General features: G+C 41.2%; 13 protein-coding genes. 3 read left to right on the forward strand and 10 right to left on the reverse strand.

Annotated features, from left to right (window positions below):
• Window positions 1–137: 137 nt before the first annotated feature.
• The 7 genes from lpdA to G476_RS0110350 form a co-directional block, all read right to left on the reverse strand.
• Window positions 138–1571, reverse strand: coding sequence for a dihydrolipoyl dehydrogenase (lpdA, locus tag G476_RS0110320; RefSeq protein ID WP_026690046.1), 1434 nt, complete (start codon window positions 1569–1571; stop codon window positions 138–140).
• A complete protein-coding gene (locus G476_RS0110325; RefSeq protein WP_026690047.1) occupies window positions 1572–2828 on the reverse strand; it encodes a dihydrolipoamide acetyltransferase family protein in 1257 nt (418 codons plus the stop codon). It abuts the gene before it with no gap.
• 12 nt (window positions 2829–2840) lie between these two features.
• On the reverse strand, window positions 2841–3848 hold the full coding sequence (locus tag G476_RS0110330; RefSeq protein WP_026690048.1) for an alpha-ketoacid dehydrogenase subunit beta: 1008 nt from the start codon (window positions 3846–3848) through the stop codon (window positions 2841–2843).
• The gene (gene pdhA / locus G476_RS0110335; RefSeq protein ID WP_026690049.1) at window positions 3845–4909 is read right to left on the reverse strand and encodes a pyruvate dehydrogenase (acetyl-transferring) E1 component subunit alpha; all 1065 of its coding nucleotides are present in this window, start codon (window positions 4907–4909) and stop codon (window positions 3845–3847) included. Before pdhA ends, G476_RS0110330 begins: the two co-directional genes overlap by 4 nt.
• A 29-nt stretch (window positions 4910–4938) precedes the next feature.
• Window positions 4939–6045, reverse strand: a complete 1107-nt coding sequence (locus G476_RS0110340; RefSeq protein WP_026690050.1) for a Leu/Phe/Val dehydrogenase — start codon at window positions 6043–6045, stop codon at window positions 4939–4941.
• 106 nt (window positions 6046–6151) lie between these two features.
• Entirely contained in the window at window positions 6152–6556 is a 405-nt protein-coding gene (locus G476_RS0110345) for a thioesterase family protein (RefSeq protein ID WP_026690051.1), read from the reverse strand.
• 127 nt (window positions 6557–6683) lie between these two features.
• The gene (locus tag G476_RS0110350; RefSeq protein ID WP_026690052.1) at window positions 6684–7643 is read right to left on the reverse strand and encodes an NAD(P)H-dependent flavin oxidoreductase; all 960 of its coding nucleotides are present in this window, start codon (window positions 7641–7643) and stop codon (window positions 6684–6686) included.
• A 74-nt stretch (window positions 7644–7717) separates the two neighbouring features.
• Between G476_RS0110350 and G476_RS0110355 the strand changes: the two genes are divergently transcribed.
• On the forward strand, window positions 7718–8230 hold the full coding sequence (locus G476_RS0110355) for a gamma carbonic anhydrase family protein (RefSeq protein ID WP_026690053.1): 513 nt from the start codon (window positions 7718–7720) through the stop codon (window positions 8228–8230).
• A gap of 149 nt (window positions 8231–8379) precedes the next feature.
• On the opposite strand, the gene G476_RS0110360 is transcribed toward G476_RS0110355, so the two are convergent.
• On the reverse strand, window positions 8380–9192 hold the full coding sequence (locus G476_RS0110360) for a hypothetical protein (RefSeq protein ID WP_026690054.1): 813 nt from the start codon (window positions 9190–9192) through the stop codon (window positions 8380–8382).
• Between the two features lie 341 nt (window positions 9193–9533).
• On the opposite strand from G476_RS0110360, the gene G476_RS0110365 reads away from it, so the two are divergent.
• The gene (locus tag G476_RS0110365) at window positions 9534–10073 is read left to right on the forward strand and encodes a PadR family transcriptional regulator (protein ID WP_026690055.1); all 540 of its coding nucleotides are present in this window, start codon (window positions 9534–9536) and stop codon (window positions 10071–10073) included.
• An 11-nt stretch (window positions 10074–10084) separates the two neighbouring features.
• Complete coding sequence (locus G476_RS21700; RefSeq protein ID WP_035186376.1) at window positions 10085–10552, forward strand: DUF4188 domain-containing protein; 468 nt, start codon at window positions 10085–10087, stop codon at window positions 10550–10552.
• A gap of 929 nt (window positions 10553–11481) precedes the next feature.
• Here G476_RS21700 and G476_RS0110380 read toward each other — a convergent pair.
• Window positions 11482–11688: a hypothetical protein gene (locus G476_RS0110380; RefSeq protein ID WP_026690056.1), complete on the reverse strand. Its 207-nt coding sequence runs from the start codon at window positions 11686–11688 to the stop codon at window positions 11482–11484.
• Between the two features lie 124 nt (window positions 11689–11812).
• Complete coding sequence (locus tag G476_RS21710) at window positions 11813–12442, reverse strand: hypothetical protein (protein WP_035186380.1); 630 nt, start codon at window positions 12440–12442, stop codon at window positions 11813–11815.
• Window positions 12443–12636 lie beyond the last annotated feature (194 nt).

Genomic DNA, 12636 nt, shown 5'->3' on the forward strand with positions numbered 1-12636 from the left:
CCAAGACGAAAATTATGGTACTTCATACGACTTTAACAATAAATAATTAAACACTCTCGGAATGTAACAACTATGAAGTTCGTTAAACATAAAAAGGTAACGTCAGAGGGTTTGTTCCCTTTCACGTTACCTTTTTGCTATTTTCCGCTTTTAGCCATTTGTCTTGCAGGCGGAGCATGAATGGCTTTACCTGAGAGCCCTTCAACTGCTTCAAGCCAATTCTCATTTAAGCTTGGGTGGGGATAATAAGGATAGCTTAGGTCCTCATCTCTGGCTGCCATTTCTAGAGCTGTCACACCGTTTGAGATGAGTTCGACGGCTCCCTTCCCAATCGCATGAAACCCTAATAAAACATCATTCGTCTCATCTACAACAATTTTGGTTTTCCCATCTTTGTTACCGGTAATGCTTGCAAATCCATTACCGCCATAGGCAAATTCACTTACCTTTACGGCGTAACCTTGCTCTTTTGCCTCGATTTCTGTCAAACCTACTGACGCAACAGGTGGATTCGTGTGGGCCACTTTTGGAATAAAATGAAGATCAAAAGTAGCCTGTTTGCCCCCAACGTTTTCCGCTGCCACTTTCCCTTGTTTTAACGCTTTTATAGCAAGTGCGGGACCTGGTGTAAGATCACCAACGGCATAAATGGAGGGAACATTGGTCTCTGCTCGGTCATTCACGTCAATGTAGCCTTCCTCGTTCACTTGCACTCCTGCTCTTTCTAAACCTAAATTTTTAATTCTTGGTTTTGAAACTGAAGAGACATATACGTGACTTCCTGCTTGTTCTTCTCTTCCTTTTGTTGATTCATAGCTGATCAACACTCGATCCCCGTCATTTTCAACAGAAATGACTCTAGCGTTTTTCACAACAGCCATTTTTTGTTTTTTCATTACTCTAAACAGCTCTTTATCAATGCTCTCATCGAACCCGAAGCTATTCGTTTCCATAATCACAGTAACAGCTGCCCCTAGCTCCCGGTAACCAAACGCAGCCTCCAGTGCAACATAATCGCTTCCGGAGACGATGAGATGCTCTGGGACTGTTTCAAGCTTGAATACTGACGTCTTATCTAACATGCATCTGTGGTCTGGCTTTGCCCATATCGGCGCTTCATATGTGCTGCCTGTTGCCAAAATCACCTGTTTAAACCGGTACGTATCAAACTGATGACCGCATTCCACTCCGATTCTGTCATCTGACAAAAAGGAGGCTTCTCCATAAATGACGTCAATTTTGTGAGCTTTACATAACGATTCGACCCCTTTTCTGAGCCCTGAGACTACCTGATCGCGCCATGCGTGCATCTGAGTAAAGTTAAAACTCACTTCTCCGGTCTGGATTCCAAACTGAGAAACTTTCCGTGTCTCAGCAAGCGTGGATGTACTATGGGTGAATACTTTGGAAGGAATACACCCTTCATTAAGACAAACGCCTCCTAAATAATCTTTTTCAATTAACGTCACATCAAGTCCAAGTTGTGCGGCACGAATAGCTGCAGAATAGCCTCCCGGTCCTCCTCCAATTACGATCAAGTCCCTTTCTTGAACTAGTTCTCCTACAACCATTTACATCATCTCCAACATCATCTTAGTAGGATTCTCAATGAGTTCTGCAAACCGGCTTGTAAACGCAACAGCTGTGGCACCATCAGCCACTCTATGGTCAAAACTCATACTCATGTTCATCATTTGCCGAATGACAATTTCGTCATTTACTACCGCCGGCATTTTTTTCGTTTTATGAAAAGCAATCAAAGCTACTTCGGGATGATTGATAATTGGTGTTGCACCTGTACTGCCAAGAGGCCCCACATTACTCACAGTAAATGTTCCCCCTGTGAGTTCTTTTTTGCTGAGCTTGTTGTCTTTAGCAAGATTCATCACGCGCTTCATCTCATCGTTAATGGCAGTGATTGATAATCGATCCGCCCCTTTTACGACAGGTACGATCAGGCCTTCTTCTGTATCTGTTGCAAGCCCGATGTTGTAGTCTGATTTGAGTACAATCTCCTCTTTTTCTTCGTTGAGGACTGCGTTGAATACAGGATACTCTTTTAAGGCAAACACGAGTGCCTTGATATAAAAAGCTGCGACGCTCACTGGCTTGATTCCTTCTGCTTTAAGCTCATCACGGAGTTTCATAACATTTGTAACATCCACTTCGTCAAAATGTGTTACATGAGGAATGGTCATAAGGGAGTGCGTCATTTTCTTCCCTATTTGTTTCCGACGGCCCCGATAAGGGATCGTCTTTTCTCCACTAGTAGGAGATGAAACCTCTTCCCTCTTCTCTGCAACATCCACTGGAGCTTGCTCCGATTTTTTATCGGATAATTTCAGAGTAGCCGGCGTCGATTCTTCCTTCATAAATCGGAATACATCTTCGTCTGTTACTCTCCCAGCAGGTCCCGTTCCGGATACCTGTTCGATATCAACACTATTTTCAAGAGCAATTCGTCTCGTATATGGGGTCGCAAGAATACGGCCCGATTGTCTTTTACTCTGTGATTTATCAATTTTCATAGAAAATGAAATAGGTTCTTCTTTTTCTTTAGAGGAGTGATCTTTTGTTTTCGAGACAGAAGCCCCTTCTTTTTCTAAAATAATGACCGTTGTCCCAACCGTTACAACATCCCCTACTTTGGCTAGAATTTCTTTAACTGTTCCAGCAACAGGTGATGGGAGCTCCGCGCTTACTTTATCCGTTTGAACTTCTACGAGAGGTTGATCAACTTTCACTTGATCTCCTACTTTAACGAGGTACTCGGTAATCTCCCCTTCGGTCATTCCTTCTCCAACGTCATGAAGTTTCACTTCGACCATAGCTTTCCCCTCCTAAAACGTAACCGCTTCTTTAATGGCGTGACTGACTCTAGACGGTGTTGGCAAGTACTCTTCTTCTAACGCAAAGAATGGAAACGGTGTGTCAAAACCTGCAACCTTGGACATTGGAGCACGAAGGTATAGAAATGCTTCATCATTAATCAAAGCCATGACATCATTCCCTACGCCTCCCGTTTCTGGTGCTTCATGACAGATCACCACGCGTCCGGTCTTTTTAACCGAAGCCACAATCGTCTCTCTGTCCAAAGGATAAAGCGTCCTTAAATCCAATAGCTCACAGGACACTCCCTGTTTCGTCATCTCTTCAACCGCTTTTTGTGCTACGCTAACCATGTTTCCCCATGCAATGACAGTGACGTCATCACCTTCCGCAAGGGTAGCTGCTTTACCAATTTCGACAGTATACTTTCCTTCTGGTACATCGGATTTAAATGCTCGATAGCTTCTCATCGGTTCCATAAATAAGACAGGATCCGGATCTTCAATGGCAGCAATCAATAACCCTTTTGCATCGTAAGGGTTTGAAGGGACGACCACTTTAATCCCCGGCATATGAGTAAAAAGAGCCTCAACAGAGTCCGAATGGATTTCAGGTGCTCGAATTCCCCCACCGTATGGCGCTCGAATAACCATAGGCACACTGAATTTGCTCATGGTTCGACTGCGAATTCGTGAAGCATGAGTCATAATTTGCTCGTATGCGGGATAAACGAAGCCTAAAAATTGCATTTCTGCTATTGGCCTAAAACCGTTTATGGCAAGACCAATACTCGTTCCGATAATTCCTGCTTCAGCTAATGGTGTGTCGATAATGCGATCTTCACCAAATTCATGTACAAGTCCTTCCGTTGCGCGGAAAACGCCACCGTTTTGACCAACATCTTCTCCTAATACGAGGATGTCGTCATGTTCACTGAGCATCGTTCTCATCCCGTCCGTCACTGCTTGAACAAGAGTCAGTTTATTTGTTTTTACTTCTGTCATTGCCTTGGTCGTCATACGGTTTCACCTCGCTTTTGAGATAAATAGGCTTCTTTTTGCTTTTTTATTGTCCATGTCGGCTCTTTAAATACGTGATCAAATAAATCATTTACGTCAGGTTCCGGGAAGTTCTCCATCTCTTCGACCGCCTGTTCAATTTCTAGGTCGCATTCTTTTGCAACCTGATCTTTCCAAGCGTCATCCCAAAACCCTTGCTTTTTCATATATCTTTCGAGCCTTAATAAAGGATCAATTTTGTCACGCTTTTCTAAACTAAGCTCCTGATTGCGATACTTAGAAGGGTCATCAGCAGTCGTATGGGCACCGTATCGCCAAGTAACAGCTTCTATCAAAGTCGGCCCCTCTCCGTTTCTAGCCTTTTCAATCGCTTTTTGGGTTTCAAAGTAAACCGCTAACACATCATTTCCATCAACACGTATGGCATCCATATCATAGGCAAGCCCTTTTTGAGCAATCGTCTTGGAGTTCATTTGTTTCTCAATTGGCACGCTTATGGCATAACCATTATTTTGGTTAAAGAAAACAACCGGAGCTTTAAACACACTGGCAAAATTAAGCCCTTCATGAAAATCCCCTTCACTCGTTGCTCCGTCACCAAAGTAGGCAATTGCTACACGATCGGTTCCTTTTCTTTTTTCAGCAAGGGCAGCTCCAGTTGCGTGAGGAAGCTGAGTTGCAATCGGTACAGCAGGGGGAAAAATATTTTTTCCTTCAGGTGGAACACACCCTTCTACCCTCCCTTTCCAATAAAGCATGATCGTGGAAACGGAATGACCAAATGTAAGCGTCGCTGCATGATCCCGATACGTAGGAAACATCCAATCTCCTTCTTCTAATGCGGAAGCACTGCCCACCTGTGCCGCTTCTTGCCCTTCAAAAGGTGCGTACGTACCAATCCGTCCTTGTCTCTGAAGATTGACGCTTTTTTTGTCCAACGTCCGTGCCCGAAGCATCTTTGAGTACATCTCCTTGATGAACGACTCGGTGAGATGATACGAAGCGTCCACAATATGTCCATCTCCATCCATGACTTGAACGATCGGGAATTGATTTTCCATTTCTGTCATTTAAGCTCCTCCTCGGTATGTTAGCTTCGTACTTGCCACTTCAATCTTTTATTATGAGAAAAAAAGCTGTTCCGTTTTTTACGACTCTCGATTCTCGCTTCACAAAACTCGTTCGCTGCTGCATTGGTTGAGATTCCTTGTATATCTGACTGAAGATAAATCTCAGTAAGAGTTTCATAGATGGCTCTTGTTCCCCTCATGACACGCTCTTTATTCGGCCCATATAGCTCGTCGGCTACTTGAATGAGCCCACCGCTATTCACGATGTAATCCGGACCGTAAAGAATCCCACGATCCTTTAGCATGTCTGCGTGCTTCATTTGAAGTAGTTGATTATTTGCAGACCCTACAATCGCCTCACACTTAAAACGCCCGATTGTTTCATCATTAATGATGCCTCCAAGAGCGCATGGAACAAAAATATCCGCTTCTGTTTCATAAATGTTCTGACCTGAAACGATTTTCACGCTACCACCAAGCTGTTCGGCTTTCATACTAATCTCTAAAAGTGCCTCTTGATTGATATCTGACACAAGAAGGTCTGCACCTTCTGATAAAAGGGCTTCAGCAACCTTGAACCCGACTTTTCCTAACCCTTGAATGGCGTATTTTTTTCCTCCAAGGGCATCTGTACCGTAAAGCATTTTACACGTTGCTTTAAGACCATATAAAACCCCAAGTGAAGTAGGAACCGATGAGTCCCCGCTGCCTCCATAAGCTTCTGGAACCCCAACAATACAATTCGTTTCTTTACGTGCATGTACAAAATCATCAGGTGTTGTTCCCATATCCGTCCCTGTATAAAAACGACCATTAAGTGATTCTACAAATTGGCCGAAAGCACGAAACAATTCCGGTGAACGATCGGTCTCCGGATTACCGATAATAACCGCTTTGCCTCCTCCAAAGTCAACATCGGCAGCGGCGCATTTATATGTCATTCCCTTTGAAAGACGCAAAACATCTTCCAACGCTTCATCCACACTGGTGTAAGGACGCATTCTGCAACCACCTAAAGCGGGTCCAAGGGTTGTATTATGTATAGCAATTATCGCTTTTAAACCGGTGTCTTCGTCATTGCAAAAGACGACTTGCTCATGTTCACTAATTTTTTCAAATGACAACATCAACCTGCCTCCTCATTCATTCCTATACTGGTACAATTCAGTGGAAAGCCACACCCAAAGCTGTAATTTATCTTTAACACAGCAAAGTAAGTAAGCGCTTTCATAATTAAACAGACTCGGACCTTGCTTGCTGAATTTTTCGGTTCAGGTCTTCTTTTGGCAGAATAAATTGGGTAACTGACCCTTTTCCTGCAACAGTTTCCCCGTGTTTTACAACTAGATCGCAAACAATTTTATTTTTTACCAGTTCAGTCAATGTTGCTGTAACTAGTAAATGTTCTCCTGATGGTGCAGGTGATAAATGCATTACATTAACCGAAGCACCGATCCCTTCTTCATGCTCCTCTATAAAAGGTAAAATGATTTGCCTTGCTGCCCATTCCATATGATAAACCATTGAAACAGTAGAATAAGCAGGATGAACCACGTTCCCTTCAAACTGAGCATACATCTCAGGTGTTACGATGACATCAATCGTTGCCTGTTGACCTATTTTCATACCCGGTTTCATCCTTTACCTCCCTTAAATACAAATGACGTTTCTATAACGCTAGAATACCATCGCGTCATAAAAACGTCAAATACATTTCTAAATTTTCAGAATAAGGAATTGGCGTTGCTCAAAAATACAACCGTACTTATTTGTAACTTTCCTTTTTATATTGAAGTCGACCAATCACATTTTGATACTCTGAAACCATGCTTGTAAGTAATTCTTCTACAGATGGTATGTCAGAGATCACTCCAGCAATTTGCCCACCATTGATATGACCTAAATCCAATTTCCCTTCTATGGCTCCCAGAATGTGATGAGATTCATCCGTCTTCTTTTCGAACTCCTCGAGGCTTAATCCACTCTTTTCAAGAGAAATCAGTTTCTCTGCGTATGCTGTTTTTAACAACCTGCGAACTTTTCCTACACCTCGCCCTACTACAACAGTATCAATATCTGTAGAATCAAGGATTTTTTTCTTGTAAGAATCATGAACAACAGCTTCTTTTGTTGCAATAAAGCGGGTACCCATTTGAACTCCTTGTGCTCCCAAGCAAATTGCAGCTGCAATCCCCCTACCATCACCAATCCCACCCGCGGCTACTACCGGAATAGAGACAGCGTCTACAATTTGTGGAATAAGGGTAAGGGTAGTTGTTTCGTGTATTGAATTAATCCCTGCCGCTTCGTACCCTTCTGCTACTATGATATCTGCTCCTGCAAGCTCTGCCTTACATGCTTGATTAACTGAAGCCACCACAACCATGATTGTAATCCCTTTTTCTTTAAGCTTCTGGATAAAAGGTTTTGGATTTCCCGCCGACAAGGACACGACGGGAACATTATGCCTTAACACTGTTTCAATGACGGCATCCACATTCGGTTGAACACGGATTGGAATGTTGACCGCAAATGGTCGGTTTGTAAGTGCTTTAATCTTTTTTATCTCATCTTCTATATGTTCCGGAGAAAAGGTGCCCGCACCAAACGTTCCAAGTCCTCCAGCTTCTGAAACGGCGGCTGTAAGAAGTGCATGGCTGATGTTTCCCATTCCACCTTGAATGATTGGATAATTAATGTGTAACATCCCCACAAGTCTATTCACTTTTTTATCCCCCTCGTTAAAAAAATGTTATACTTTAGTTAACCATATCATAAAAACAGGAGGCGATCGATACTATGATTTATCCGTTCAACAATAAAACCCCTAATATTCATGAAAGCGTTTTTTTGGCACCAGGTTCTCGTGTGATTGGTGATGTCTCAATTGGGGAAGGGTCTAGTGTTTGGTTTAATGCGGTACTCCGCGGAGACGAAGCCCCGATACGCATTGGGGAACGGTGCAACATTCAAGACAACTCCACTCTTCACTTATATGATGAATATCCTTTAGTATTGGAAGATGACGTGTCTATTGGCCATAACGTGATTCTCCACGGGTGTACAGTAAGAAAAGGCGCTCTTATCGGAATGGGAGCAACAATTCTTGATGGTACGGAAATCGGGGAATGGTCACTTGTGGGAGCAAATACGTTTATTCCATCAGGAAAAAAGATTCCTCCACGCTCCTTGGTACTGGGCTCTCCAGGAAAGGTCGTTCGAGAGCTAACAGAAGAAGACTTTAAGTTAATTAGACTTACAATTGACACGTATCATGAAAAAGGCAAACAATTTAAAGAAGAGCTTCGGTAGTTTACTAACTCTTCGTCTTCAAAAGGCGACGATATGAAGATTGAAGACGATTAAGACATATCATTATACACGGAAAATACACGGAAAAAGGGAGACCCAATCGACTTAGTTAGTCCATTGGGTCTCCCTTATTATATATATGCTTTATCTTACAGCTCGTCTTCTTTTAAGGTTTCAGCAATCATATCTTCGTAATCATGCATGTCTTGTACATCAATTAAATCTGTATCCTCGGCAATTTTAACAATCTGGACGAGGAAAAGGGCATAGTGATGCAGGCCTTCATCGATTTTTGTGTAGAAGTCTTCAAGGACATGGGAATCTTCCTCTTCATTATCGATTGCCTGAAGATTAGGTTCCAATGATTCGACTGCGTCCATGTGGATCTCCATTGCTTTTAAGTATTCTTGTCTCGCAAAATCGAGCTCGTCTGTTTCTAATTTCACTCGCTGCATATTACGAATCATTGATGGGACATTTCTTACATAACGATTGTAATGATACTCAACGGTATGTCGAACATTTATAGCATTATCCACTGATCTTAAATAGAATAAGAAATCTTGTCCACTTTCACTTGAAGAAGCTTCTCCAAATGCTTCTAAATCGCTCTCCAATGCTTCTTCATCTGATCGTACTTCAATTCCTAAGCCAGGATACGCCCCTTCGTACTCGTAACGTTCAAATCCGTTATCCTCTTCAGATCCATCTTCTATGGTATCTGCAGGTTCATCACCGGTCTCTTCAGAAGCAGGCTCTGCCTCTTCTTCATTATTTTCTTCATTAGAATCTTCTGCTGTTTCAGTCACTGAATCCAGTCCCGATGAACTACCTCCCGTGCTGTTGTCCGCTTCTTCAACACTTACGTCTTCTTCTTTTGAAGTTGTTGCCTCTTCTTCGCTCTCACCACAAGCGGCTAAAAGTAAAACCGCTACACAGGACACACTAACTAATTTTCTCATTCAATTACCCTCCATTTATAAATACGGCTACTTACCTTAACTGTTACGACGTTAAAAGACACGCCCCAAAAACAAACATATCCGTATTTTACAAAATAATGGCAAGAAAATGAAGTGAATTAGTAGAATAAGAGAAATTTAGGTTATATGTCTTAGTCTATGTATATCCTACACCACTATTTTTGTAGAATTTTGTCGATAAACCAATTCATAAATCTAGCGTTCCTCATTTCCTTTGCTATAGGATTATTTTTCCAAAAAAGAGTTAACATTTTTTTACACATCATGTATGATGTATCTAATTGATATATATCAACTAGATAGTAAAGGAGGTCCCGTTATTGAAATCAAACCATACTAAATACGCCATTCTAGGTTTATTAACTACAGGTTGTCACACAGGCTATACAATAAAAAAAATGATTGACGGCAGTTTAAATCATTTTTGGAAAATCAGCTATGGTCAAATTTACCCTATATTAAAGTTGTTAGCAGAAGAAGGCTTAGCGTCTGTATCCACCCTTACTCAAGAAGGTAAACCTGATAAGAAAGAATACAAGATTACTCCAAAAGGGGAAAGAGCGCTTAAAGAGTGGCTCGAAATACCTGTTACAGACATGAGCCCATCCAAAAATGAGCTGTTGCTAAAGCTTTTCTTCAGTAGGCACCAAGCACCTTCCATTATATTGGCACACTTACATCAACACCAAGTTATCTTAAACGAACGAATTGCAACCTATGAATCCATAGAAAACATGATAAAAACAACCCACGGATGCTCCACCGACGCTCGGTTTTGGATAATTACCTTGGATTACGGCAAACGTACGGCTAGAGCTGAACTGGAATGGTGTGAAGATACCATCAAACAATTTCACTAAGGGGGTTAAACATGAGGTACACTGCAAAGTTGGATGAAGAGGTTGTCGTTTTTATAATTGGCATGAAAGTTAATAATTGGTTAGCGGTACATCGCTATGGCCCTGTTTTTAAAGCGATGCCTCCAATGATTCGTGAATTAAGTGTCAACAAGGAGCTAGGTTGCCTGTCTATGGAATCTTACTTTGGACTTAGAACGACTTTAATGGTTCAATACTGGCGTTCAACTGAAGAGCTCCTAGCCTATGCTAGAGGGAAAACGCATGCTAAAGCATGGCAAACATTTAATAAAAAGTGTCGTAACAATACTGCGGTAGGCATTTACCACGAAACTTATGTCATACCAAAAGGTAGCTATGAATCTGTTTATGTCAATATCGACCCCTTCGGTCTATCAAAAGCACTTGGAATAGAAGAAATGAAAAATCCACTCGCCCCATCAGGCGCCGCCCGTTTCGAGCATGTGGAAGGGAAGGATTAATCGTGTTCATTTTCAATGTAATTCTAAGTTTTCATGTTATTGCAGGTTTTTTAGCCTTACTCAGTTTTTGGGTTCCGATCGTCGTGAAAAAAGGAAGCACTCTTCACAACCGTGTTGGCTGGGTATTTACCACTTCAATGGGTGTTGTTAGCGTTACGGCTATCTACATGGGGATATTTAGAATCTTCTTTGATTCTAATATAGACCACAGCACAATCGCCTTCTCATGGTTCTTATTATTTATTGGGATCCTAAGCGCATCGACTGCGTGGTATGGCATTAGGGTACTTCGCTTTAAGAGAAAGGCGGACCGACACCTTAATGGCTTTGATTTATTTCTCCCTTTTTTACTTATAATGTCTGGTTTATCAATAAGCATTTACGGGTACGTTATCGATTTCCCATTACTTACATTTTTTTCCTTTGCTTGGCATCTTTTTGGGAGGTTCTCAGGTTTATTACTGGCTTTCAACACCTAAAATGAAACGTCAATGGTGGATTGAACACCTAATCGGTATGCTAAGTTGTAGTATCGCAACCCTTACAGCGTTTATCGTTTTTGGTGCACCACAGTTGTTGAATATCGACAGTGTTCACCTGCTTTTATGGTTCGCTCCTACAATTGTAATGGTTCCTCTGATATTTGGATTTTCTAATCATTATAAAAAGAAGTTTGCTTGACTCCTATTGAGGTTAGGACAGATGTATTTATGATTGAAACGAACAAGGGTATAGGACTTAATAAATTCTATTGAAGTTCAATACGCAAGAAGTGGCTGATCCTCGAAGGCACTGAAAAAGTTTGACCTTTACCTTTTTCAGTGCCTTCCTGAGCCTTCCGTAGGAATCTACTTATATTTTTTCCACTCTATTAGCCAACTGTTCGGATTCTACTCTACTCACGTTCTTTATGTCCCAGCCGCAACATCTCAACTATAAAAGCCTGCAAAATAAAGTACAAAGACACCAGCAATTGTCACACAAACGCCTGTAGCAAAAGCCATGAGTGAGGTTTTTCGCTCTTTCATACTAAACCATATACAGGTGGTTGCCAAAAAGGTGCCAATAAATCCAAAAAAGAGTGCGGCCATTGGGTTAGTTGGTGTAATAAAATCGTACCAATTTAAAAAGTCCATCTCAAAACCCCTCCATACATCTATTCTTTTAAGGTTGAGACTTATGATGAGTCATAATGATAATTCCATCCTTTTGTTCTAATACTGACTTAGCATTGTTTGTAAAATATCCCCCTTCTAAAGTCTAAGCAGAAAAGTTATATGTTTCGCTGATTTCATAAGCTGCAATTTCATAGCCCGCAACAATACCTTGAAATAGGCCTTCTCTGTACGATTGGTCATGACCATTTGCTTTTTTTCTATTAACCTCGGCAGATTCCTTAAACCTATCAATCAATGCCTCTATACTTTCCGTATCCTTTTTCTTAACCGTTTTTAATAGAGAATCAATGCTCTTAGCAACCTCTTCATAACTTAATGCGATTCCTTCAAACATCCCTTGTTGAAATTCAGCTGGGATTTTCCGTAATTCTTTTTTTGCTTCTTCAGGAATTTGGTCAATCAAAGCATCGTCTACTTGTATACCAATATTCTCTTTACTCTGTTTTATCGATTCCTCAACTTTCTTTTCAAACATGACTTTTAAACGCTCAAGCTCTATTACCATTTGCTCATCTCCTCGACTATAGTCAAATTCTCTAGCTAAACGATTGACAACAAACGTAAAGGCAGCATTCATCCCTGCACAGTACATCGCTTCATCTTCATTTACTCGTATCTTATCTTTTTCTGCTGTTTCAGCCATTTTGGAGAAATCCAAAATGCAGTCTTCAATCTTAGCCCCTCGAAACATTCGCTTACGATACGCTGTCATATGGTAATAAAACCCTCCTTTATTTAATATTACCATATAATGTTTACATTTGTATACATATTTAATTAACTTTTCTGAAGATACTAAAAAATGAAGTCCTCCAAAAAGATCGCACTTCACCATTTCAAATTTCAAGATTCTAATCATAGAGATTTAGAGAAAAGTATGGCCTGAAGTTCAGGCCAGAAATATTG

It is taken from the genome of Alteribacter aurantiacus DSM 18675 (genome assembly GCF_000429705.1).
Taxonomy (GTDB): domain Bacteria; phylum Bacillota; class Bacilli; order Bacillales; family Salisediminibacteriaceae; genus Alteribacter; species Alteribacter aurantiacus.

Excerpts from the sequence above, each read along its gene's own strand:
- G476_RS0110355 (WP_026690053.1), top strand. The coding sequence starts at position 7,718 with ATGATTTATCCGTTCAACAATAAAACCCCTAATATTCATGAAAGCGTT.
- G476_RS0110325 (WP_026690047.1), bottom strand. The coding sequence starts at position 2,828 with ATGGTCGAAGTGAAACTTCATGACGTTGGAGAAGGAATGACCGAAGGG.
- G476_RS0110345 (WP_026690051.1), bottom strand. The coding sequence starts at position 6,556 with ATGAAACCGGGTATGAAAATAGGTCAACAGGCAACGATTGATGTCATC.
- pdhA (WP_026690049.1), bottom strand. The coding sequence starts at position 4,909 with ATGGAAAATCAATTCCCGATCGTTCAAGTCATGGATGGAGATGGACAT.
- G476_RS21700 (WP_035186376.1), top strand. The coding sequence starts at position 10,085 with ATGAGGTACACTGCAAAGTTGGATGAAGAGGTTGTCGTTTTTATAATT.
- G476_RS0110330 (WP_026690048.1), bottom strand. The coding sequence starts at position 3,848 with ATGACGACCAAGGCAATGACAGAAGTAAAAACAAATAAACTGACTCTT.
- G476_RS21710 (WP_035186380.1), bottom strand. The coding sequence starts at position 12,442 with ATGACAGCGTATCGTAAGCGAATGTTTCGAGGGGCTAAGATTGAAGAC.
- G476_RS0110380 (WP_026690056.1), bottom strand. The coding sequence starts at position 11,688 with ATGGACTTTTTAAATTGGTACGATTTTATTACACCAACTAACCCAATG.
- G476_RS0110360 (WP_026690054.1), bottom strand. The coding sequence starts at position 9,192 with ATGAGAAAATTAGTTAGTGTGTCCTGTGTAGCGGTTTTACTTTTAGCC.
- lpdA (WP_026690046.1), bottom strand. The coding sequence starts at position 1,571 with ATGGTTGTAGGAGAACTAGTTCAAGAAAGGGACTTGATCGTAATTGGA.
- G476_RS0110340 (WP_026690050.1), bottom strand. The coding sequence starts at position 6,045 with ATGTTGTCATTTGAAAAAATTAGTGAACATGAGCAAGTCGTCTTTTGC.